The organism is Trichocoleus sp. FACHB-40, from assembly GCF_014695915.1.
GTDB classification, from domain to species: Bacteria; Cyanobacteriota; Cyanobacteriia; order Cyanobacteriales; family FACHB-T130; genus Funiculus; species Funiculus sociatus.
The window spans coordinates 1-24024 of record NZ_JACJPF010000088.1 but is presented as its reverse complement, the minus strand read 5'-3'; the positions used below and the strand labels follow the sequence as shown (position 1 = coordinate 24024).

Here is a 24024-nt window from a genome sequence, read left to right as displayed (position 1 = left end):
TAGAGTATTTATTACATCGGCTTTTAAATGAAGGAGAGCTGGTTATTAAGTGGGGACGAAAGCTCAAAAACAAAGGTAATGCTTTTATCACAATTTAAATGCACAACAGCTTAATCCAGTAAATCGGAATCCCAGCACGAGCGTAGAGGCGCTGTTTTGAAGTGCGTTCGCGAAGCGTGTCCCCAGGACATTCGCGCTCCAGGGTAGAATCAGCAACTTCAATAATTAGAGCGATGTCAGAGGCACCGGGATGACGTTCGAGGTAATCGCGGGTATTTCCCCGAACGACCACCACATCTGGTTCTGGCTCACTATCTGCTAGGGTGATAGGTTCTTGAGTATCGACGTACCAGCCTTCAGGAATGACGGCTTCTAAGGCATTTCGAGTCAGTTTGGTGGTCGCACGATGGGGCGGATTTTTCGGCATTTTGTAGACCAACCATCCATCCAGCAGCTCTACCGGATCGTCGTCGCTCAGGATGCCAAGACGAATCATCTGGTGATACTGCTCAACACTCAAACGCCACACGGGTTCTGTTGGTACTGCCGCAATGGTTTGGGTATTCAGTGTATCCGATGGTATGGATGTGGACACAGGGTATGTGAATTGAGCGCATTTACTGGTGATGGTAGCACTTGTGAAATTGCCTTTGTACGCGGGGAATAAGGTTGCTTAGGAGAATACGCGATCGCACCTATCAGAGTAAGTGATGCCATTGAATCGGATGCCAAAACTATCTGGATGCCGACAATGAATCATCTGGTTGGAAGTCAGGATCGTCAAAGTAGTATTGTCCCTTAGCTTTCGCGATACGTTCAAACAGTTGCGGAATTCCTTTAGCAATCACCTTTACGTCTTCCGTTGTGAATGTCCAAACTTCTTGCCCAAAAATTGGAATGGTTCCTTCCCAAACGGGTTTGCCTACAATCACCCACCATTCCCAAAGGCGATTTCTACTGTTGAGGCGGCGTACATAACCGTAGGCAATGCAGCGATCGCCCTCAATATCCATGAAACCAGTGAACCGATCGCCCTGAATATCGATGAAACCAGTGAACGGTTTGTCAGTACCTTTCAACTCGTGATAAGTATAGTCCTGTAATGCCCGAATGTGCCAAGGATATTCACTTTGAGCAAAAATTGTGCCACCGTCGAAATGGCTGTGGAGTTGAATCAGTTCCTTTGGCATTTCCGGTTGGCTTTGATTCTCTGACCAATCAATCGGCGATCGCACGCCAGGTTTTTGCTTTAGCGTGTTTAGGAACTTGAGAAATCGATTTTGCTCCCGTACTGCCCAGCCGATTTCCGGATGGAGATAGCCATCTTGTTGTCGAACTCCAATAAAGCCTGCAACTACTTCTAAATCACCTTCTCCTTGAGGGGTAACGAGTGCGATTGGTGCTTTAGAGAGTCCAGTAGGCAATACTGTTGGTGAGATTCCGTCCTCGACCGTGAGCTCTGCACGAGGGATATCTAGAATCGGATTCTTTTGTATAGGAGCGTGGGTGACGGAGTGATTAATGTAGGGAAATAGATCGGCTAACCATCCTGTAATCACCTCTCCACCGTATATCTCCTTTGGTTTGTAAATGTGCTGCCAAAATTTCAATGGAGGTCTACCAGCAACGGTGTCAATCAAAGCATCACAAATTGGCAACAGCCGTTCTGTCCACCAACCCAGATCGTAAGCAGCGATCGCTTCAACCCGCCCTCGGATACTGCGCCAGTCTGCTTCTGTTCCGCGCACCGCAATCCAAGGAATGCCGCAAATGGCATAGAGCATATAATCAAAATACTGCTGAAATGCCTCCATCATCACCACCTGACTTGCAGTTTGGATGATGGATGTAGTGGTGCTGAAGTTGCAAACCATTAGTGAGTGAATATCGGGCTTAACATTGTGACGAATGCGTTCTGACCATTTTTCAATCACTTCAGTCCAGTCACTCGGTTGAGCGAATTTTTGAGTCTCAACCTTTAACTCCAGCTTGCCTGAATGACCCACAAAACGCGATCGCAACTTTTCCGCATTATTATTGATGTGTTGTGCAAACCCTTGGGCAATCGTCAGCCAAATTGCATCTGGAGTTAGTAACAGGGGTCGATGTTCGCTGTGGGCAATATGAATAGCAGTGACTAGGGGATGATTCCCTGATTCCTGAATGACTTCAAATGAGTTATTGTGGCTGAATGCCAATAATGAGAAGCCTAATCGCTGCTCAAATTTCCTCCAAGCCTTGTTAACAGGAAGGATATCTTCACATACCTGGACATCATCAACGAGAAAACTAATTTCTCCCTCCGATTGATGCAAAATTGAGGCTAGGGTTTCCATAAAAATTTCTGAGGATGAGCAAATAGGCTGGAGTGTAAGCGAATTTACAAGAAAGTGGCATATTTCAAGAATATATCCTACGAATCAAAGAAATAATCCCCTCTTTCTCTATGGAGTTAAGGTCAGATAGTGCGATCGCCTATCGCTCATGTATAAGGTTAAAGCATGAACTTTCCTCTGTTAGCCAAAGAAGCGCCTCTTGACACGCCGACTTTGAATTGAGGATACTGCTTCGTAGCAAAAGTAAACCCGATCCGCTCGCTTTCACCTCGCCTTCGCTACGGCGTTCCTGACAGGAATCACTGCTCTCAGCCTATCAGCAGAGGTAAAAATCATGCCCGGATTCAAACCTGAAGTAGGATCTAGCCTCAAAGCCGAATGGGATAGCATCACAGTCGAGTATTCCCTGACACCACCTGGTGAAAACGATAAGACGATGCCCAAACACCTTGTCGGTGTCGCCTTTGCTCCCCACGAGCGCGTGACGTGGTGTGTTGATGGAGGTTCAAGCCAAACAACATCGCTGCATCCCGGAAGTGTTTTCCTCTACTCATCGTGCGAGTTTGTTTGGTTACACTCACAGCGACCGAGTGAGTGCGTTCACATGATGCTAGACCCAAACTTGCTGAGTCGAGTAGCAGCAGAATGTTCTTTGTCTAGCAATGTCGAAATCGATTATCGCGTCATGTTTGCAGACCCAACTATCGTGCATTTGGCGCAGTTGTTCAAGTCCGAAATGCTCAACGGCGGTTTAGCTGGGAAACTTTATACTGAGTCCCTGACCAACCTATTAGCGGTTCATCTTCTACGAAATTATAGCGGGACACGGATTTCGCCAGCTCTGCAAGATGGAGCGCTTGACACCCCCAGGTTGAGCCTAGTCAAAGATTTTATTGAAGAACATCTGGCTGAAAATTTGAGCATTGCAGACTTGGCTAGTGTGGTGCATATAAGTCCCTTTCACTTTGCTCGTGCCTTTAAAACTGCCACAGGTCAACCGCCCCATCGCTACATTACTCATCGGCGCATGGAACGAGCAAAAATGTTGTTGTCTATAACCCGTCTTCCCGTTGCTGAAGTGGCATATCGGGTTGGTTTCTCTAATCAAAGCCACTTTACTGCCCAATTTCGTAAAGCCACAGGCACAACACCTAAAGGCTATCGGGATAGTCTTTAATGCTATTGCAGCACGCAGAAAAGCAAGATTAGCATAAACGACAGCAAGAATCGGTCATGAATGTACATTTTATCTTTTCTAAGCTTTGGATAATACAAGAGCCAATTGCAGACTTGAAGCAAAGCTAGGGAAAGCAAAAATGACAAACGATTTTGAACACAACGCCTCTAGTGATGTCAAAACCCCTCGCCGTGAGAAAATTGCAGGGGTCAGTCGCCGTCGCATGATGCTTTACGGTGGCGCAGGCTTGGCAGGTGTTGCTGCCATGACGGTTGGCGGAAAGGTTGATGCAAATACGCCACAGTCTGCTGTCGCACAGCAAGTTTCCGCTAAACCAGAGGGAAGATTTGCAGGCAAAGTCGTTCTAATTACTGGTGCTACATCAGGGATTGGGGAAGCAACCGCACGGGCATTTGCTAAGGAAGGGGCCGCTGTTCACTTTTGCGGTCGCCGGGAAGCACTTGGAGAGAAGGTTGCCCAAGAAATTAACACTCAAGGCGGTAAAGCTAGCTATCAGAAAGTAGATGTCCGCAAGGAAGAGGAAATTAAAGCATTTATCGATACTGGCGTTCAGAAATATGGTCGGATTGACATTGCTTTCAATAATGCCGGAATTGAGAGTTCTCCGAATACTGTTGCCGAACAGTCCTTAGAAGACTGGATGAATGTGATGACGACCAATGCAACAGGTACTTTCTTATCTATGAAATATGAACTTCCCGTTATGCTCAAGCAGGGGAGTGGTGCAATTATCAACAATGCGTCCGTTTCCAGTCATGTTGGCTTTGCAACGATCGCACCCTACAGTGCCAGCAAACACGCGATCGCATCTTTAACTAAAGTTGCAGCTTTGGAGTATGCAGACAAAAACATCCGCATTAATTCCATCTCGCCTGGCGCAGTGGATACGCCCATGCTGCGACGGGCAATGGCTGCTTGGAAGCTTTCCGAAGAACAAATTGCCAACGAATACCCGCTCAAGCGGCTAGTGGCTTCAGAAGAGATTGCAAAAACCGTTTTGTGGCTCTCCTCTGCTGACCCCACCTGCATTATTGGTACTGACATTGACGTAACAGGCGGCTACCTCACCAAGTAGTTGCAGTTGCTAAAATCATTTCTATAGCAATCCTAATTCATCAAATTCTCTGCTTTTTCTTTCTCTGCGTCCTCTCTCGCCTGGAGCGGTTCGTTAATTTTCACACATCGAATCTGGTGACTATATGACTAATCAACAAACTCGAAAAGAGTTTTTGAATTTGAGTGCAGTTGCAGGTTTTTCGTTTCTTTTGGGCAGCCAAAATCTATTAGGGCAGAAAGCTTCAGCAGAAACTAGCTCTACTGAACATCCCAATGTTGCAATTATTAAAAGTTACTATGAGGCATACGGTAAGGGCGACTTAGTAACCGTTCGGCAAAGTTTTGCTCCGAATATTGCCTGGACAATTCCCGGACATCACCCACTAGCTGGAACCAAGCGAGGTGTAGATGAAGTTTTAGCTTTCTTCCAGCAGCTGGCTAAAGCCAAGTTTCGGGCTGAGGTCTTATTTTTGGGCGGTAATGACTCCTATGTTGTCGATGTTCATCGAGGCTGGAGCAACATGGAACGGGACAATATCGATCAGCTTTGGGCATTGTTGTTTAAAATTGAAGGCGATCGCATTGTCGAAGCTGTGAATTTTCCCGGCGACCAACACGCAGCAGATGCCTTCTTCTGGAAAGTTTATCCCCTCAAACCCCTTCCAGAACGACTGGCTTAATCAGTATCGCGCCCTAGCTGATAGTTTCAGCAGCAAAACTTAAGGACTTTCTCCATGCAATATACAACGCTTGGACACACAGGTTTAGTCGTCTCCCGCTTTGGCTTTGGGATGCAGCCGTTAGATTAGAATACGAAAGTTAAAGCAGCATTAGATTGTGAGTTTGAGTCAAATACTTGAGGCAGCTTATTTGATTGAAAGAGCGATTGCTCTTTGTGTAAAGTAGCACTGCTTGCCAAACGCATTGCCAAAAAAGGACATTGTGGGAGTATGAGTGTAACTTAAGGGTTGCTTTGTTGTAACCACAGTTCAGATGCTTTTGGGATACTACGATCAAACTTCACACCTATTTCACCAGTAGAAGCACTTTCAACGGTCTTACCATCTATTTGAATTTCCAGTATTTCCGCTCTAGAGTATATTCCATCGTTACAAACGATAACCGTTGCGCCTTTACATAGAGAAACATTATCAATTTTGATTATGGCAATTTTGCCTTTGTGATGAATTTCAAGAGGAGAACCAATTAAAAAAGCGTTTGATGGGCTAAACGTTACAAGTCCATATTGCAATAAAGTCCTTCTTGCATCCTCCTGTGTTACGAAACCTTCTTGAATAGCAAAGTAGAGCTTAAACAGCTCATATGTAGTCAACAAACCTCTTTCATCAGATTGGGCATCAGCGATCTGGTGTTTGGTAAAAGGAGGATTCCTTCTCTCTTTAGGTGGTAAATACCTTTGATGATTCACCAGATAGAGAGCATAAACATCGAAACTTCCTCGCTCTTTTGACCTTCTGTATTTAATCTTGCTTATTTGTGAACACTCACTATCTTTAGAAGTACCACCAATGCCTTTAACCTCAACAATAAGCAAGCACTTCTCTAGAGAAACTTGGATATCTTCCTCTTTAATGTCTGGAGCAGTTTCATCCATATTGACAACATTTAAAAAACCAAGCCAATTGAGAAAGTATTCAACTGCTTTAACTAAGGCATCACCAGTTTCAGTTAACAAGTTGTGTAAAAATTGATATTGAGCTTGATTATTATGAATTTCTCCATCAATCCCTGCTAAAGCTTTAATATAATCAGCCTCTAATTTTTCCTTCTTTCTCGAAAGACTAACTTGGTTGGGGAGAGAATAATCATTTGATTTTAACCAAGAAAATTGTTCAGAATAAGGAAATATTATAGGAAACGTTTCCGGTAAAATATCATCAATTAACTCCAGTAAAAATTCCTTTTTGTTGTGAATTAATTGAGGGAATACTAATGTGATTGATGGGCTATATAGTGAATCAATAAATGACACTATTTCGCCATCTACATTCAACAGAAAAGGGATGAATTCATCCCTTTTAATAGTTTTGTTGTTAACCCATTTGGTGGGATGATTAAATACGACTTCATAAATAAAGTTTTTACTATATTTCTGAAGTAAATTTCCAATATCTCTTCCTATCCCAGGTGCAACACTTATATTTTGACCTGTTTTATTGTGAACTCCACCTAAACCAGGAAGCAATTCATATATATCATGCTCAAAGGGTTCTCCTTCGTGATGTCCATAAGGACTTATTGATACGGAATGATATTCAACTACTTCTCTAGGAGAAGAGAATATAATAATCAACGACTCTTTTTTATAGAGACTCTGTAGCTCTTTTTTAAGAAGATTTGCTGAGAAAGGGCGTGGATCAAAAATTGTTTCAGGATAGCTGCTTACTAAAACAGTTTTTTTACTTCCCTTAAATGATGAGTGCTGATGATCTAAACGATTATATTCAATTGGCTCTCCCTGTTGCAAATCTACAAGCACAATGTCATACTCGTGAAGATTAGGAGGAAAGAGAAAATCTAGAAGGCATTGATGTCCTAGACCGCGGTTAGAATTTGGAACTTTAATCTGGGAGCCTAATCGACCAGAGAAACACTGCAAACCTCTATTATTTAGAGCATCAATGATTTCCTTATCGAGGTCAATAGCACAGATCTTTGGGGTTGCCTTTATCTGAATCTCTGAAGATTTATCAGTCATTTCTATTCCGTTAACCGTATATAACACTCAAATTTTAGCTAATCTACATTTTTGAAGATACTAAAGTTCTCATTCGCTGCCAAAATCTCTGAGATTCTATCGCAAGCGTTGATGAATGGTTTATTAAGTGTGCGCCAAGCGTGCTCGCTTTTCCTCATCCTGCCAAAACAGGCGATCGCGTCACTCTCACTCTAGCGCGGAGAAGCTACAACACGATTGACAAGAGCAGCAATCTGTGTATCTAAAATGGGATGAAGGCGATCGCATCTTCCAAGTTAGACTCCACGCGAAAAGAGCGATCGCGCCTAGCCTCCAGCAAAAGCGATCGCATTCTCTTGTTCTGCCAGCCCATACCATACGCTTAAGTTGCTCAACCTGTACCCATAGATCCGTCTATAGTGATCTACAAGAAATATTTATGAATAAGTGTTTACAAAGTTTAATAAGATAATCACATACACAAATAAGTATTTTTTCCTAGTGCCATGATAGCGGATCAATTTCCCTGGCTTAGCGCGATTATCCTGCTCCCACTCGTTGCTGCACTGCTTATCCCTTTTCTGCCTGATAAAGACGGTAAGCGCGTGCGGTGGTATGCACTGGGTGTGGGTATCGCAGACTTTGTATTGATGTGCTACGTCTTTTGGAAGCATTACGATCCAACCAGCGCTACTTTTCAACTCGTAGAGAAATATACCTGGCTGCCTCAGTTAGGCTTGAACTGGGCAGTTTCGATTGATGGAGTTTCAGCCCCGCTTGTGCTTCTGGCAGGATTAGTGACCACACTCTCAATATTTGCGGCGTGGCAAGTCAATCTCAAACCCCACCTCTTCTATTTCCTGATGCTGGTGCTGTATTCCGCACAGGTAGGGGTATTCGTCGCCCAAGACGTGCTGCTGCTGTTCATTATGTGGGAAGTAGAACTGATTCCCGTCTACCTACTCGTTTCGATTTGGGGTGGTCAGAAGCGTCAGTACGCCGCGATGAAGTTCTTACTATATACCGCCGCCGCTTCTATTTTTATTTTGGTCGCTGGTCTGGGAATGGCCTTCTACGGCGATAATCTGACCTTCGATATGGTCGAACTCGGCTTAAAGGATTACCCCCTTACTTTAGAACTGCTGCTTTATGCAGGATTGCTAGTTGCCTTTGGTGTCAAACTAGCTGTTTTCCCTCTGCACACCTGGCTACCGGATGCACACGGCGAGGCATCTTCTCCCGTATCGATGGTATTAGCCGGCGTACTGCTGAAGATGGGCGGATATGGGTTGATTCGCCTCAATTTAGGACTTCTTTCGGATGCACACGTTTACTTTGCACCTGTATTAGCGATTCTGGGCGTTGTCAATATTATCTACGGTGCGTTTAACTCCTTTGCCCAGACGAATATGAAGCGTCGTCTCGCCTATTCGTCGGTTTCTCACATGGGATTTGTCCTGTTGGGGATTGCGTCGTTTACTGACTTGGGAATCAACGGCGCAATGCTGCAAATGATTTCTCACGGTTTAATTGCATCATTACTATTCTTTTTAGCTGGGGTGACTTACGATCGCACTCACACGATGTCGATGAAAGAAATGGGCGGGATTGCTCAGGCAATGCCGACTGTGTTTGCCCTGTTTACAATGGGTGTGATGGCATCGTTGGCTCTGCCGGGGATGAGTGGCTTTGCTAGCGAACTTGCGGTTTTCGTCGGTGTGACGACTAGCGATATCTACAGCTCAACTTTCCGCACCGTGACAGTTTTTCTAGCCGCTGTGGGTGTCATCCTGACTCCAATTTATCTACTTTCGATGCTGCGACAGGTATTTTACAATTCTGGTGAAGTACCTACCTGCGACATTGCACCTACCTGCGACATTACTGATCCAGATTTGCAGAGTCAGGGAAATCAGGAGCCAGTTTGCTTTGGTACAAACTGTACCTTGCCTATAGATGCAGAATTTACCGATGCTAGACCTCGTGAAGTGTTTATCGCTGCCTGCTTTCTAGTTCTGATTATCGGTTTTGGCGTATACCCCAAGATGGCTATGCAAATGTACGATGTAAAAACTGTTGCAGTTAATGCTCAGGTTCGCCAATCTTATACCCAAATCGCAGAAGTGAATCCCCAGATTTATACGGAAGGATTTTTGGTTTCTAAGGTGGAATCGGAAGTAACGCCTGTTTTGGGAATGGTAGAGCGTTATCCAAGATAAGCGCCGCCTGAGTAATCCTTTGGTAGCCGATTGTAGGGGCGTTTTGCCTAACTGAAAGGGTGATCAGCTACCAAAGTTATTTTTTGGGTGCGCTTGTCGGCTCAAATGCGATCGCTTTTAGCTGTGCGAGTGCCACAAAGACTGATTCAATTGGGGAAGATACTTTGAGCGATCGCTGACATTTCCCAGGAACGTTAAACCCTTGAATTTTATGGGCAAAAACCCAGAGGGTCTTCGTGTCGCCCCCTCTGGGTAAATAGCTAGAAAGCTGATTATTACTTTGACAGAGGCTGGATTATTGAGTCAGATAAAAACCCAAAAATCCAGGTATACGTCCTAAATTTACTCTTCTTTGAAGACTTGTGTTGCCAGGAATGCTAATGCAGCGGTACTAGCGATCGCACCCAACTGGAGAGCCGGATTTTTAGCCAGCCAGTCAGAAACGCTCGGTATCACCAGATTGCTAAAATCTCCATCAACTCTAGTATCGCCGGGGACAGGCTCATAAAGATTGTTCCGATCGTCTGGGGACTTCGGCTCGTTGGTGCGTTGGGCTTGGAAGCCAACGAGCAGCAACAAAGAATCCACCAGTTCCGGCGAGAGCCGCTGTAGCGCATCTATCGCTCTAGCCGCATCCCCAACCAAGAAGTCACGAGTTGGATGTTCGGCGACGTAGAGGATCGCGTCAGCGACCAGCCTGGGGTCGTAGTAGGGCGGTATCCCTGACGGCTTCACACCTAGCTTGGTGAGACCATTGTTCCAGAAGGGTGTATTGATCACCGCTGGTTTCACACTCGTCACGCTGATGGGGATGCCCTCATGTTGCAGCTCAACGCGCATCGCTTCGAGGAATCCCTCGATCCCATGCTTTGCTGCGGAGTATGCACTTTGGTAAGGGAGACTTCGCAAGCCCTCCATTGAAGAGATGTGGATTAGCGCCCCCTGTCTCTCTCGCTTGAGATGGGGTAGCGCCGCCATCGCACCGTATACCTGCCCCATCAAGCTAACGTCAATAACGCGCTTAAACTCTTCTGGTGTGGTGTTGTCGAAGGTGGCAAAGATGCCGACAGCAGGGAGGTGTACCCAGGTATCGAGCCGCCCGTATACCTCTACAGTACGGTCTGCGATCGCTTTGACCTGCTCGAATACCGACACATCAGCTACCACAGCCGTTGCTTCACCACCAGAGATACGAATCTCGTCCACCAAGGACGCTAGCTTCGACTCACTACGAGCCGAGACAACTAACTTTGCCCCACGACGAGCAAACTCAAGGGCTGTCTCGCGCCCAATGCCGCTACTCGCCCCAACGACGGCAACAACCTGCTGATTTATTGGTTTTAGTTGCATTAATGCTACTCCTTAAAGTTTTTATGCCAAAAAAATTCACCTCTAAGAGGATGTTTGAATTATCTATGTGACGCTGAAATCTTGGAGATCCCCCCTAGCCCGCCTTTTTAAGGGGGGGAAATCTTCTAAGCCCCCCTTAAAAGGGGGATTTAGAGGGATCTCTAACCCATAACGTTTGAAAAAGCACTTTTCAAACATCCTCTAAAGGTAAAGTTTTTCTAGAACATTTGGTCTAATTGCAATCTACAAAATCAACTTTTCAATAATTACATCATACTAAGCGATAGCGAAAGAAACGTTGTACTTAAGCATGACTAAAAGCACCCTAAATATTGTAAAAATCAAAAATTAGGATTTTGCCTTATTCCTCATCAGTAAAAAGGGGTATATTTGAAGCCGCGAGCGCTTGCTGAATCTATTTATAACTATTCAGGCCAATTTGTGCGCTTTTAAAGAGAATAATTACTATGGTTTTAGCCAATTTATACCCAAAGCAGGGTTTATTATTACGCTAGTAAGTGTTCGTAGATATAAAGAACTTTAGCTGACGCTAGAAATTGAGTTTTTTATTTAGGGAATTAATAGATTTTCATCCTATTTGTGGATTCTAGAGAATCTCATCTTTAGATATGTTGCATTTATAGGCATTCGCAGGATTCACAAGAAGCATTATGGCTGATAAGACTAGGAAAACAGACAAGGAAACCAAGATAAGGGATCAAGGCAATCTTTCAGATGTACCCATCGAAGATACTGACCTGGTTTCAGATATACCCGTAGAAGATACTGGCGAACCAATTATTTCAGATTTACCCCAGGAAATTACTGAATCCTATGGAACAGGTGTTGCTGTAGAGCCGGGGCTAGAAACCGGCGGACGAACCATGCGGGATCGCATGGAGCAGTATACGTCGGCTGGCCCAGAACTAACCGGCGGTGATATTGATGCTCGTTGGGATCAGGCGGAAGCAGTTGGTGACGAAGCAGTAGGGGGAACTGTTGCGACTCCCGATCAGAATGTTGTTCAAGAACTCGGAGTTGCTGTAGGGCTGGATTATGACGACGGCGTATCTCTTCAGACAAACGAGATTTTGGAGTCACGTGACGCTGGTCGATGGGAGTTAGACCCCATGTCTGCGGAAGATTATCCGGAGCATTGAGTATTGTGTGGAGCGCGATCGCATTTGCCGTCAGATTCAAACCGATTGCTTGGTCAAAGATGCGAGTGAACCCTTGCAATCAGGGAACTCCCCGAAAACAATTATCAATCTAGATTAATCCTACTAAGAGCAGTTTATGGCAACCCCAGATCCCGACACCAGACCAATAGAAGACCTAGAAATCACTGGAAACATTGATACACCAGATACACCATCGATGCCAGCTCCAGATGCCTATGTTAATCTAGGCGATTCGGCAAGCAACCCGCTAATTATTTCGCCGCTGTCGGAAGAAGCAGAAGCAATGGACTATCAGGAAGAGGCTGAAGATGCCGAACGCTCAACAGCAGCTAGTGAGGGAGAGTGACTTCTGTTGGCAGGGTTAACAAAGCCGCTCCCAGTGCGACAACACCTGCTAAAGCACCCCACTTCAGAACGGGATTTTTATCCAGCCAGTCGGTAACGCTCGGTATCGCTAAGTTGCTAAAATCTCCCTTAACCCGGTCATTGGCTGGGATAGATTCGTAAAGATTGTTTGGCGCATCGTCTGACTTTGGCTCGTCGGTGCGCTGGAGTTTGAAGGCAACGCGCTGCAATATGGCATCTACCAGTCCAGGCGAAATCCGTTGAAGCAAATCTATCATTCGAGCCGCATCCCCAACCAGGAAGTCACGGGTTGGATGTTCGGCAACATAGAGAACCGCGTCAGCGACCAAGCTGGGTTCGTAAAAAGGCGGTAGGCTGGCTGGCTTCACACCTAGCCTGGTGAGCGCATTGTTGTACAGAGGTGTGTTGACGGCGGCGGGTTTGACACTCGTGACACTGACGGGTATTTTCTCATGTTGCAGTTCGACACGCAGGGCTTCGATGAATCCCTCCATACCGTGCTTTGCGGTGCAGTAGGAACTTTGAAGCGGGAGACTTCGCCTGCCCAAGACTGAAGAGAGATGGATCAGCGCCCCTCGCCCCTCACGTTTGAGATGGGGAAGCGCTGCCATTGCACCGTATGCTTGCCCGATTAGTCCGACATCAATAACCCGCTTGAACTCTTCTGGTTTTGTCTTATCAAAAGCGGCATAAACGGCAATCGCGGGGCAATGCACCCAGGTATCGAGTCGCCCGTACACCTCTACAGTACGGTCTGCGATCGCTTTCACCTGCTCAAATACTGTTACATCAGCGACGATAGCAGTTGCCTCACCGCCAAAGCCCCGAATCTCGTCTACCAAGGATGCTAGCTTCGATTCACTGCGAGATGAAACGACCACCTTTGCCCCTCTCTTGGCAAACTGGAGGGCTGTCTCACGCCCGATGCCGCTGCTCGCTCCCACGACTGCAACGACCTGCTGATTGATTGGCTTCAGTTGCATCAATGCTACTCCTTAAAGTCCTCATTAAAAATTCGGTAGTGGTATAGAAGTAGTGATAAATCCACTTTTACCCCCTACTGTACAAGGCTTTGAGCATTAAATATCACTACCTGTTTACCACTACCAAAAATTCTTCACCCCTGGAGGTGAAGTCAATCTACAAACGTTTGATTTAATTGAAATCTACGAGTTCAACTTCTACCCAATAAATAAGCCAGAGCAAGCGTGCCTACATCAGCCGCAGGGTTGACCGTTGTCTAAGCAGCAACGCCAGCGAGAAACTGGCTCAACTCAGCACTAAAAATTTCCGGGCGTTCGACATGGGGTAAGTGACCGCAGTCGGGGATCAAGGCAAGGTGTCCTTGCTTTAGGCGGCTAACCGCGTCGTGAGCTTGCTCTTTCGGGAGAACCACATCCTCCGTCCCCCACACGACAAGAGTCGGCATCGGTAACTGCCCTAGAGAGTCGAGAAATACTTGATGCTGTCCAAATACATTCAGTTGGGCACGCAGCGAGGTCAGAGTAGCTTGAAGAAAACCGGGCATCTGAGACATTCGCTCTTGCTCGGCTATCCACACAGCGGGAGCCTGCGCGGGGTGAGCGAAAAACAGCGTCGCCCGTAACCAAGAGCGCATCTTAGCACCAGGAGGCGTTTGGCACCCAACGATCATCACATCCCCATACCCAGGTAAAGTTAACTGGGATAGTAACGGGGTGACTGCGTAACCAAGCCCGGAACTATCTACCAGCACCAAAGCTGCGACTTGTTCGGGACGGGATAGGGCAAAGCGTAACGCAACTTGACCGCCTAGGGAGTTGCCAACCAGCACCGCCCGCTCAATTCCCAGCGCGTCAAGAAAATCAACCAAGAACTGCTTAAGAAACTCTGGCGTATACTCCAGGGATGGTTTGGCACTATCACCGAAACCAGGAAAGTCCGGCGCATAGACACGATAGGTAGCCCCCAGGTTGGGAAGCACCCAAGACCAATCAAGAGCGCTGGCACTATCTCCATGTAGCAGCACTAACGGTAGACCATCATCGCCTGCTTTAAAGTAGCGGATACTTAAACCGCTGACATTGATTCGCCGCTCTTCAACCTCTGTTTTCACGCTTGGCTCCAATGTAAATTATGAATAGTTATTAGTGTTGAATGAGCATTCAACCGAATGCGATCGCAATTGCCCTCAAGTGTGATGAGCGCCGTTGACTCTCACAACTTCGCCAGTAACGTAGCTGCTTGCGCGAGGCGAAAGCAGGAATGCAACTGCCCAAGCAACCTCCTCTGGCTTACCGAAGCGACGAAGCGGAATCTCGGACACAATGCGCTCTTTCACTTTGTCTGGCACCGATTTAACCATATCAGTCTCAATAAATCCCGGTGACACAGCGTTGACTCGTACCCCATAACGAGCCGCCTCTAAAGCGAGGGACTTGGTTAAACCAATCACAGCCGCCTTGGTTGCGGCGTAGTTAGTTTGACCGATATTTCCCCGTTCACCCGAAATTGAGCTAATGCAAACCACAGAGCCTTCTTTCCGCTCGTACATCTTGGGGATAACGGGCATCAAGGTGTTGTAAACGCCTTTCAAGTTAGTGTCAATTACGGCATCCCAGTCTTCGGTCGTCAGTTTGGGAAAAAAGTTGTCTTGGGTAATCCCAGCATTCGCCACAATCCCATAAATCGACCCTAGTTTCTGTTCAACCTGTTCTGCCACTGCCTCCATCGCTGCCTTGTCGGTTACATCGGCTTGGATTGCGATCGCTCCATGCTGACCATTGGTAGCGCTGCGCTGGGTGTAAGCTACTCTAGCTCCCAGCTCCTCCAGCAGACTGACGATAGCGGCTCCTATCCCTCGATTACCACCCGTTACCAAGACGACTTTATCTTCCAGTCCCAAAGACACCATGAGCCACTCCCTAATTCCTATTACTAATTCCAGTGTCTTCTCCGCTTAGCGCCAATATTTGCAGTTGTAGTTGAGCGACAGTGAAACCCAACAAATATTTATCAATGTTGTGACCCAGCGGTTCATATCCCCGACTTCTCCAAGAAGTCGGGGATCTCGCCTTCACGAATCATTTAGGACTGCTATAGGAGTCGCGAATTATTGCAATTAGGCTGACATTTCTTGCTGAATCTTGCTCTTGGCAGCTTTAAATTCAGTAGCCATTTGCTCTTTCTGCTCAGCGCTGCAATTTTTGTCAATCGCCGTGAACATCGTGAATTCTTCTTGGCGAATGTGGTCGCCAACCACATCCATCAGGTCTTTAATTTTTGATCTGAACTCGTCGGCATTAACGGGGTCAATCGCTTTAATTTCATCGAGCATCTGCTTCATTTGCGCTTGCTCATCGTAAAGCTCTTGAGTATTGTCATCGCCGTAGAAAGAACGTACTTTCGGGTACACGACTTCTTCTTCTGCTTGAGCGTGTGCTAATAAATCTTTGTAGATTTGCCCGAAATACTCTTGGAGCTTTTGAGGATCTTTCGTCGCTCCAACTTCAGTGAAAATTGTATTCACTTTCTCGTGATCCAGCCGGATAAGGGTCTGGATATTCATATCTTGCTTGTCAGTGTTTTGCGTAACCACACTGCCAGCCACACCCGATAGGGCAGCAACTGCATCTTGCACCCGTGCCCAGAGTCCCTGATGCGCGTCTTGACCAGTCATTTCGCGGACTCCCACCTGTTCGAGCATCCCCTTGAGCTGTTCTTGGTGAGCGCGACCCTCGAAGTTGACAGTATTGAGAGGCCCAATTGCTACTTCAATATCAGCCCCTACAACCTGAGCGGCTTTGTGGATCATAATTCCACTCATGGCTTGACCATGCTTCATCAGTTCGTGGTGAATGAGTTTCTGATAATAGGTAAACTCATCGCCGGACATCATCTGCTCAAACTGCGGAATAAATATCTTGGTTGCAGCACTCGGTTCAGATTGAATGCCGTATTGAACGATTACAGTGTCTATAATGCCCAGATTTTTCTGGTCATCAGAAAGCATATTTTGGAGACGCTCGCGGACATCTTCATAAGGGCAGGCATCTATGAGTTTTTGATCGTTAGAGATGATTAAACTTTGAAAGGCTCTCAGGTCTGCCAATCTTTCACCAATCGCCATCCGCTTTGTATCGTCAATCGTTGTAACCATGCTTTGTTATCCTGTAGAAAAATAATCTGATTGATACCCGCTTCACCACAGAGGTAATGTAGCTCAATACGAGTTGCCCAAATATTACTCACAGAGCTTTTAGAGGTGTTGTTCACCCCTTGCTTTGAGAACTCGAACGAACACCATTACCTTAGTTCTGGAAATGGGTTATTTCAAGCGAAAAAACCTTGAATATCTTAATTTTGTCGTTAATCCAGTTCTTGTCCACCTAGCCCAGGTTAGATGTTTTGGTTTAACCCACGAGAAGCTGAGTTAGATTACGGAACTAAGAGGATGTCTGAACAGTCATAATCGAGACGCTTAGATGGTGGAGATCCCCCTAAATCCCCCGATAAATTGGGGGACTAAGACTTGATTGTTCCCCCTTTTTTCTAGCGCAGCGGCGCTCTCTTCGCGGGGGCTGGGGGGGATCAAGCTAACTTTTGACACTTCTGGGACATCCTCTAAGAATTCTACGGCTCCACTTCGTAAAAGCCTTGGAAGTGTCAATTGTCAAAGCCGCTCAATGGCGATCGCAGTCCCGCCACCAGTTCCATGACACACCGATGCCAGTCCCATCTGTCCATTTCGCTCCTGCAAGGCGTTGAGCAGCGTGACGATGATTCGCGCCCCGGAAGCGCCAATGGGATGCCCCAGCGCGATCGCTCCTCCATAGACATTCAGCTTCTCGTAAGGAATGCCCAGCTTGCGGTTGAACAGCACGCTGCTTAAAGCAAAAGCCTCGTTGTTCTCGAACAAGTCAAAATCGTAGATTCTCATCTTCAGCTTGTCTAAAAGCTTGTTGACTGCCAGAATCGGAACTTCCGGGAAGCGCCAAGTTTCTCCACCTATCGACGCTCCCCCAAGGATGCGAGCTAAAGGTTTGAGTTTAAAGCGTTCCACCGCCGTTTTGCTTGCCAAAACTAAACCTGCGGCTCCATCGGATATCTGGCTGCTGTTTCCAGCCGTGAACACCCCATCTTCCCTAAAAGCAGGTTTTAGCTTGGCAAGGCTCTGCAAGGTGGTTTCGGGGCGAATTCCCTCATCTTTGTCCACGAGTTGCAAACCTTTTTTGCCCTCTATTTTTATGGGTGCGATCTCCTTGTTGAACCAGCCGTTCTCGGTTGCGATCGCTGCCCTCGCTTGTGAATATAGCGCTACTTCGTCTAAATCCTTCCGCGTCACTTGGTAAGCTGCTGCCAGCCGCTCAGCTTGCTCTCCCATCGTTTCGCCGGTCGTGGAATCGGTAAGACCGTCGTAAAGTAAAATATCGCTGAGTTGCTCTGGCGCACCCAGTAGCATTTTATACCCCCATCTGCCTCGATGCGATAGGAAAAACCCTGCCTGGGACATGGATTCCATGCCGCCAGCAAGTATGATTTCCGCTTCGCCGGAGCGGATAGCCGTGGCGGCGTTCATCACGCTCATCATGCCCGACGAACACACCATATCCACTGCATACCCGTTCACTGTCTGGGGAATCCCAGTTTTGAAAGCTGCTTGACGCGGCAATGACTGCCCGTGTCCCGCCCTGAGGACGTTACCAAAGATATACAGGTCTAAATCTTCCCCCGAAACTTCCGCCCGATCCAATGCTGCTTGCATGACGTGGGCACCTAATTCTACTGGGGAAAAACCCGTTAACGCACCTCCGAACCGACCGAGCGGCGTCCGTACTGCCGAGACAATATAGGCTTCTTGCATACATCCTCATTATTTTTTACAATGTCACGTTGTCCAGCGCTACCAACTTAAAGCGGGATGTTTTAGGAAGGTTTCATTATTTATACAAAGTTGAGCTAAAGCTATCAGTTGTTATGGCTTCATAGAACTGAGTTACCCCATATTCCTCCACTTATCTGACCGTGATAAAAGGATTTTTTGGCAAAGCTTTTATGCTAAAAATCAAAAGACGATCCTTTTAATTTCTATTTACAACAAACTTAAAAAAAATACTTTATTTATAAATCATCCATTAGAGCTAACTACCAATTATTATTTGATTAAGATGGTGGACAAGACAATCACATCCAATAAAAAAGTCAAAGGAGTAACAGTAATGGATTGGGCAAATAATCTTGAGCAGTTTACCAGGCAGTTAAGCGAGTTGCAGAGTGGGATTTTCAAGAGCTGGACTTCTACCATGCCGACTATGCAAGGTTCCAACACACCAAATTACCGCGAGACCTTCGAGAAAACTCTGAAATTCCAGGAAGAAGTGCTGACAAGTTCTCTGCAATTCCAGGCTTTAGTGGCTCGTCTCTCCATCGAAACTCAGAAGCAATTATGGGAGGCATATTTCAATACGATGCGGAATACGCAGATCAAAAAATCTGAGTAACTCTTAGAGTTGTGTTTGACTCACATAGATAATGGCTCTAGATTTTTTAGAGGTTGTTTGTAAAATTATCTACTTTCCAAACATCCTCAAAGGATTAATAAAGCTTCCCAAGACACTTCTTGGAAGCTTTTTTAGTATAAAACAGTTTCCTAAAAAAAGTTTTATTTTCATTCATACATCAAAATGTTCAATTTACAAAACAAGCCATAGACTAAACTAAACCTAGTAATTTCTTTAATCCTCTACCTATAGAAAGGACATAATGTTAAGCAGCTTTGTAGTTTTGCATACAAACGTCAGAAAGCGGTGCTGAACCTTGGGAAAAATTTTTTAAAGTGTACTCGACCGACTAAACTGCGCGATCGCTCAATGTAGAATGATGCCAAGAAGGTTTTTGACCTATTCCATCTCCACGCCTCTTGCCACAATGGATTTTAGCCAATTACTCGTTGAAAAAATAGACGCGATCACCAAAAACTGGGTTGAAGCAGTCCGTTCGGATAGGCAGATTTCCAGCACTGACGATTTACCCGGCTCAGCTATCAGGAATCATATTCCTGATGTCCTAAAGGCGATGGCAACTGTGCTTTCCCACTCGCAGGAAAACGATATTCAATCCATCGTTCAAAACAGTTTGCATCATGGCGTTCTGCGGGCTGAACAAGGTTTCTCTCCCACAGAAATTGCGCGAGAGTATCGTCTACTGCGCCAGACGATCTTTTCCACTTTAGAGGCAGATTTACTAGAGGGTACCGTTCCCGAAGTGATGCGAGCTTACAATGTGATTGACGCGACCCTCGACGAAGCCATTGCCCAATGTTTCAAAAGTTATGTAGAGGAGCGATTGCAAGAACTACAACAGGTGCAAAGTCAAGTAGAGTTAACCAATCAAGAACTAACTCGCTTGCTAAAAGCGAATCAGAATAATCTCTCTCAACTAGCCCACGAACTGAAAAATCCTCTGAATTCCATTATTGGCTACTCGGAGCTGATTTTACGCTCTTCACGAAACAACGTTGAAGTTCAAGACAATTTTCCCAATCTGGAACACATTGAGCGAGTGCTACGCAATGGCAGACACTTACTTCGCCTGATCAACGATACATTGGAAATCGCCCGGTATTCCGCAGGCAAGATAGAACTGCACCCAGAACTAATAGATGTATGCTCTTTAATCAACAATGTAGTTGAAATGTTAGAGCCTTTGGCTGCTGCCAAAGAGCTACAAATGGTGATTGATTGTGATTCGGCTAGTGCCGATAGTTCCGCTGCACGCGCCCCTGAAAAAGTGCTGACAGACCCCTTGCGATTACAGCAAATTGTCACGAATCTTCTAAGCAATGCGATTCGCTACACAAACGCGGGAAGTGTCCAATTAACGTGTCAGATGTTATCTGATAACCATTGGTTTATTGCGGTGAGCGACACCGGAATTGGGATTGCCCCAGAAGACCAGGCGCGTGTTTTTGACCCCTTCTTTCAAGCTGGAACTCGCGATCGCTTACCCGATAGCACTGGCTTAGGTTTGGCAATAGTCACGCAACTGGTAAACCTAATGCAAGGCAAAATTGAGCTGGTATCCCAGGTTGGAGTAGGCTCCACCTTTACCGTCATCTTGCCGCTAGAAGTGAAAACCCTGGAATCAATTTCTTGAGTTTTGGTTTTATCTGTTTTTTCTCTAACTTGTATAATTCTTGAAATTATTGAGCCGGATTAACGATGTTTTTCAATCGTAAAGATGCTTTAATTCTTGCCATTAACTCCTCAAAATCAATCGGCTTCCGAATGAAGTCATTAGCTCCTAGCTCTAATCCTTGAGGGATACTAGCATTCTCACTTGCTGTAATCATCAGAATCGGAATAAAAGGAAGTTTCGTATTTTCCCGAACACGCCGAGTTACTTCATAGCCATCCATTCCTGGCATCATGGCATCCATCAATATTAAGTCCGGTGGCGATGCTTCTATCTTGGCTAAGGCTGACTTACCATTTCTAGCGCTATCAATCTCATACCCTTCTTCCGCCAAAATCGCCTCTAGGAGGGATACATTATCCTCTAGATCATCTACCAACAAAATGCGTTTAGCTTGAGCTTGAGACGGCACCATAAAATTAACCCTCCCTGTGGGTAAAGACACTTATAAAAGTTTCTAAATCTTCCAATCTTTTAAATAGTAGTTGTTTGCTTGCTAACTAACCTCCTACCTTAGGGGAGTTTCCGCTTAAACCAAGGGAGAATCGTGGGAGGAAAAAGAATCTAATATTAAGCCAGTTTGTACCCTTGAATACCACAACCTATCAAACGCAGCGTTGAAGAAGTACCTCCAGCGTAAGAGGTACGCATCAAACCGATTCGTGAAAATGGTAAACAATTTATTCGACTATCAGCTCCGGGCGCGATCGCTGCCGAATAGAATACGCAGTATGTATTCTATTCGTCGGTGGAAAGCTCCGTGCATCGCTGATGCGACCGTTAATACCTTATCGAGGATTGCGCTTCATGGAGCCACAACAACTAAGTCAGGAATTGCGTAAAGGACAAAACCCTCACATGAGCCGTCGGCGAGCGATTATCGGCTTGTCTATGCTGGGAGGTTCGATGGGACAGCTGGTGACGCTATACCAAACCGGGATCGTTAGTCACTTACCCGATCCTCCCGGACAAAAGCTTTTCGATGCAGACCGCGTTGACGCATCTAACTACGCTTACGACAAATTTAACTCGCCCGATGGCCCAATAATGGTGTTTACTTACGCCATCACTGCTTGGCTGGCTTCCGCTGGTGGTCTAGATCGCGCTAGGCGCAACCCGATCTTACCAATTGCAATGGGTATAAAGATCCTGATAGACGCGGTGACGAATGTCGAGCTAGCTCGTGAAGAGTGGAGCGAGAACAAAGCATTTTGCGAGTACTGCCAAGTGGCAACGCTTTGCACGTTCGCGTCCCTAGTGTTGGCAGCGCCTGAAGTTATGGCCGCTGCTCGCACCCTACTCGGACGCGGCGACAAGGACACCGCAGAGAACACACAGTAATTGATACACAGTAACCGATACAAGGACACCAAGCACCGAAGTGCAGTTAGTCTTCTTGAGAGCCTTTTTACCAGCGCTTAGATTCCTGGTCTGCCTCCTGGTTAACTTGATATATCGACTTCAGGTATATCTGAGCTTTTGGCTGGTTTAACCCAGCCAAAAGCTCAACAATTGTATTCACAAGTACATTCCAACTTAAGACTAACTTCTCCCATTAGACTCAGCAGTCGCTTCAATATCACAACCCATTAGTCAGAGGAGAGGAGAAGCACAATAAGCCTCCGCAACAGAGGCTGAATCCTCTGGAATTACTGCGCGATCGCCATCGGCGGAACCAGCGATCGCAGAAGACGACCAATCGGCATTCCCGTTGATCGAACCGTCCCACGCACCAGCTGAAATTCAAGCCAGTTTAAGCGACATTCAATCCACGTTAGGAATTCCCTGGACACCTGCTTCTTGGCGTGCTTATGCCATGTATCCATCGGTGATGCAGTTGTTTTGGGAGCGTCTCAAACCAGCGACGCAAACTGAATCTTTTTTGGAAGGCGCGATCGCGCTAGCAGCCGGATGACCCATTAGCACTCCAACCCCAATTGGAACCAAAACCAATACAAGGGTCTGCAAACTGGCAGCAATATCGGGCTTACCCGGTTTGAGTTGAAACTGCTGCAACAGCCAGTTTGGAGGTCGTTGAGATTTAGAAGACATTTGCCCATCCCATTAGCTGCTATTTGTTATTTGCCTAATGGAAGCACTTTCTGGGTCGGATAGCGATAATGCTGCGTCCAATAATCCTTGTTCCACCGAATACTGCCAACTTCTGCATCGCTATTTACTGCCTGTTTTTGCGATTGTTACCATAAACAGTATTAGATGAAGTTCATTGTGCCTCTATCCTTGTGTAGAACTAGAAGGATTTGGCATTTGTACTGGAACTGTGATATTGCTGCCTGACGATCAAGATTAGCAACGACAAGTAACTTCTGCATCACCTCACTCTCAAGGTTTCTTGAGCATTAGATTGCTCGCTTTGTTAGCTTGCTTCAACTACTACTCGATTGTTTCCAGAATCTATATCTTGCAACCAAAGTTCGGACGTTTTTTGTACACTGTGGCTGAGCTGAACACCTATTTCACCCTCAGTAACAGATTCAACTTTTTCATCATTCATTTGAATTTCTAGTACCTCTGCTTTAAACCAAGTTTCATCATTGCAGACAATGATTGTCGCGCCCTTACGCAGAGTAAGATTATTAATCTTAAGTATTATAACTTTTCCTTTGCGATGAACTTCTAGAGGAAATCCCAGCAACCTCGCATTTGAGGGTTTGAATTTCACAAGCCCATACTCTAACAAAGCAGATCTAGCATATTCTTTAGTTACAAAACCTTCTTCGATTTTAAAGTAAAGCTTAAAAAGCTCATATGTGGTTAGTAACCCTCTTTCATCTGATTGAGCATCAGCAATCTGTTGTTCGCTAAAAGGTGGGTTTTTCCTTTCAGCAGGAGGTAGATATCGTTTATGATTGACTAAATATAAGGCAAATACATCAAACCTATTCCGCTCTTTAGAGCGTCTATACTTAATTTTACTCACTTGCGAACACTGACTATCTTTAGAGGTTCCACCAATACCTTTTATCTCAACAACTAATAAACCATTATCTAAAGGAATCTGAATATCTTCCTCCTTTATGTCTGGCTTGGTCTCATCCATGTTAATAACATTTGCAAAACCAAGCCATTTAAGGAAACATTCAACAGACTTTACGAGTGATTCATCTGTTTCAGTAAGTAAATTATGTAAAAATCTATGTTTTTCTTTATTTTGCTGAATTTCTTTTTCTATCTTAGTTAATCTTCCAGTATATTCGTCCTCTAATAATTTCTTTCTTGCAAGGAAGTTTGCTTGATTTGGAAGAAAGTACATTTCGGAATTCAACCAAGAAAACTGCTCAGAATAGGGAAAGATTTTAGGGAACATCCCAGGTCAGGGCTATTTCATTTTAAATAGGTGCTTGAGTGTGTTCAGGCTGAAACCAGCAAGACGTTGGGCTTGAGCCATGTTCTCAAAGCGATTGTCACGATATAAATTGAGCGCAAA

Annotated in this window: 22 protein-coding genes; 9 read left to right on the top strand and 13 right to left on the bottom strand. The window is 45.7% G+C overall.

Annotated elements, in window-relative coordinates:
- Positions 1–94: 94 nt before the first annotated feature.
- Positions 95–595: a Uma2 family endonuclease gene (locus H6F63_RS19975; protein WP_347276816.1), complete on the bottom strand. Its 501-nt coding sequence runs from the start codon at positions 593–595 to the stop codon at positions 95–97.
- Positions 596–734: 139 nt separating this feature from the next.
- A complete protein-coding gene (locus H6F63_RS19970) occupies positions 735–2336 on the bottom strand; it encodes a DUF4419 domain-containing protein (protein WP_190639233.1) in 1602 nt (533 codons plus the stop codon).
- A gap of 334 nt (positions 2337–2670) precedes the next feature.
- Between H6F63_RS19970 and H6F63_RS19965 the strand changes: the two genes are divergently transcribed.
- The 3 genes from H6F63_RS19965 to H6F63_RS19955 all read left to right on the top strand — a co-directional run bounded on the left by H6F63_RS19965 (position 2671) and on the right by H6F63_RS19955 (position 5270).
- Positions 2671–3513 (top strand): AraC family transcriptional regulator, encoded by an 843-nt coding sequence (locus tag H6F63_RS19965; protein WP_190639232.1) that lies wholly within the window; start codon positions 2671–2673, stop codon positions 3511–3513.
- 139 nt (positions 3514–3652) lie between these two features.
- A complete protein-coding gene (locus H6F63_RS19960) occupies positions 3653–4609 on the top strand; it encodes an SDR family oxidoreductase (protein WP_242019954.1) in 957 nt (318 codons plus the stop codon).
- A 124-nt stretch (positions 4610–4733) separates the two neighbouring features.
- Positions 4734–5270, top strand: coding sequence for a nuclear transport factor 2 family protein (locus H6F63_RS19955; RefSeq protein ID WP_190639231.1), 537 nt, complete (start codon positions 4734–4736; stop codon positions 5268–5270).
- Between the two features lie 281 nt (positions 5271–5551).
- Here the strand turns inward: H6F63_RS19955 and H6F63_RS19950 are convergent, their stop codons facing one another.
- A complete protein-coding gene (locus tag H6F63_RS19950) occupies positions 5552–7309 on the bottom strand; it encodes a hypothetical protein (protein ID WP_190639230.1) in 1758 nt (585 codons plus the stop codon).
- Between the two features lie 485 nt (positions 7310–7794).
- On the opposite strand from H6F63_RS19950, the gene H6F63_RS19945 reads away from it, so the two are divergent.
- The gene (locus H6F63_RS19945) at positions 7795–9507 is read left to right on the top strand and encodes an NAD(P)H-quinone oxidoreductase subunit 4 (RefSeq protein WP_190436595.1); all 1713 of its coding nucleotides are present in this window, start codon (positions 7795–7797) and stop codon (positions 9505–9507) included.
- Positions 9508–9849: 342 nt separating this feature from the next.
- Here the strand turns inward: H6F63_RS19945 and H6F63_RS19940 are convergent, their stop codons facing one another.
- Entirely contained in the window at positions 9850–10857 is a 1008-nt protein-coding gene (locus tag H6F63_RS19940) for an SDR family oxidoreductase (RefSeq protein ID WP_190639229.1), read from the bottom strand.
- Positions 10858–11528: 671 nt separating this feature from the next.
- Between H6F63_RS19940 and H6F63_RS19935 the strand changes: the two genes are divergently transcribed.
- Positions 11529–12017 carry a DUF6335 family protein gene (locus H6F63_RS19935; protein WP_199298169.1) on the top strand — a complete coding sequence of 163 codons (489 nt, stop codon included), beginning with the start codon at positions 11529–11531 and terminating at the stop codon, positions 12015–12017.
- Positions 12018–12153: 136 nt separating this feature from the next.
- Positions 12154–12384 (top strand): hypothetical protein, encoded by a 231-nt coding sequence (locus H6F63_RS19930; RefSeq protein WP_190436585.1) that lies wholly within the window; start codon positions 12154–12156, stop codon positions 12382–12384.
- On the opposite strand, the gene H6F63_RS19925 is transcribed toward H6F63_RS19930, so the two are convergent.
- The 5 genes from H6F63_RS19925 to phaA form a co-directional block, all read right to left on the bottom strand.
- A complete protein-coding gene (locus tag H6F63_RS19925) occupies positions 12368–13387 on the bottom strand; it encodes an SDR family oxidoreductase (protein ID WP_190639228.1) in 1020 nt (339 codons plus the stop codon). The genes H6F63_RS19930 and H6F63_RS19925 overlap by 17 nt on opposite strands.
- Before the next feature lie 257 nt (positions 13388–13644).
- Complete coding sequence (locus H6F63_RS19920) at positions 13645–14499, bottom strand: alpha/beta fold hydrolase (protein ID WP_190639227.1); 855 nt, start codon at positions 14497–14499, stop codon at positions 13645–13647.
- Between the two features lie 75 nt (positions 14500–14574).
- Positions 14575–15297, bottom strand: coding sequence for an acetoacetyl-CoA reductase PhaB (gene phaB, locus H6F63_RS19915; RefSeq protein ID WP_190639226.1), 723 nt, complete (start codon positions 15295–15297; stop codon positions 14575–14577).
- A gap of 207 nt (positions 15298–15504) precedes the next feature.
- Entirely contained in the window at positions 15505–16542 is a 1038-nt protein-coding gene (locus H6F63_RS19910; protein WP_190639225.1) for a hemerythrin domain-containing protein, read from the bottom strand.
- Positions 16543–17055: 513 nt separating this feature from the next.
- Positions 17056–18246: an acetyl-CoA acetyltransferase PhaA gene (gene phaA / locus H6F63_RS19905; RefSeq protein ID WP_190639224.1), complete on the bottom strand. Its 1191-nt coding sequence runs from the start codon at positions 18244–18246 to the stop codon at positions 17056–17058.
- 355 nt (positions 18247–18601) lie between these two features.
- Between phaA and H6F63_RS19900 the strand changes: the two genes are divergently transcribed.
- Together H6F63_RS19900 and H6F63_RS19895 are read left to right on the top strand one after the other, a co-directional pair.
- Entirely contained in the window at positions 18602–18883 is a 282-nt protein-coding gene (locus H6F63_RS19900) for a hypothetical protein (RefSeq protein WP_190639223.1), read from the top strand.
- Between the two features lie 427 nt (positions 18884–19310).
- Positions 19311–20537: a sensor histidine kinase gene (locus H6F63_RS19895; protein WP_190639234.1), complete on the top strand. Its 1227-nt coding sequence runs from the start codon at positions 19311–19313 to the stop codon at positions 20535–20537.
- A gap of 46 nt (positions 20538–20583) precedes the next feature.
- On the opposite strand, the gene H6F63_RS19890 is transcribed toward H6F63_RS19895, so the two are convergent.
- Entirely contained in the window at positions 20584–20991 is a 408-nt protein-coding gene (locus H6F63_RS19890; protein WP_190639222.1) for a response regulator, read from the bottom strand.
- A 392-nt stretch (positions 20992–21383) separates the two neighbouring features.
- On the opposite strand from H6F63_RS19890, the gene H6F63_RS19885 reads away from it, so the two are divergent.
- Entirely contained in the window at positions 21384–21917 is a 534-nt protein-coding gene (locus H6F63_RS19885; RefSeq protein WP_190639221.1) for a vitamin K epoxide reductase family protein, read from the top strand.
- Positions 21918–22225: 308 nt separating this feature from the next.
- Here H6F63_RS19885 and H6F63_RS30155 read toward each other — a convergent pair whose 3' ends face one another.
- The 3 genes from H6F63_RS30155 to H6F63_RS19875 all read right to left on the bottom strand — a co-directional run bounded on the left by H6F63_RS30155 (position 22226) and on the right by H6F63_RS19875 (position 23904).
- Entirely contained in the window at positions 22226–22402 is a 177-nt protein-coding gene (locus H6F63_RS30155; RefSeq protein WP_242019948.1) for a hypothetical protein, read from the bottom strand.
- The gene (locus H6F63_RS30150; protein ID WP_242019947.1) at positions 22386–22628 is read right to left on the bottom strand and encodes a hypothetical protein; all 243 of its coding nucleotides are present in this window, start codon (positions 22626–22628) and stop codon (positions 22386–22388) included. The genes H6F63_RS30155 and H6F63_RS30150 overlap by 17 nt, the downstream gene beginning before the upstream one ends.
- A gap of 325 nt (positions 22629–22953) precedes the next feature.
- Positions 22954–23904, bottom strand: coding sequence for a hypothetical protein (locus H6F63_RS19875; protein WP_190639219.1), 951 nt, complete (start codon positions 23902–23904; stop codon positions 22954–22956).
- Positions 23905–24024: the final 120 nt, after the last annotated feature.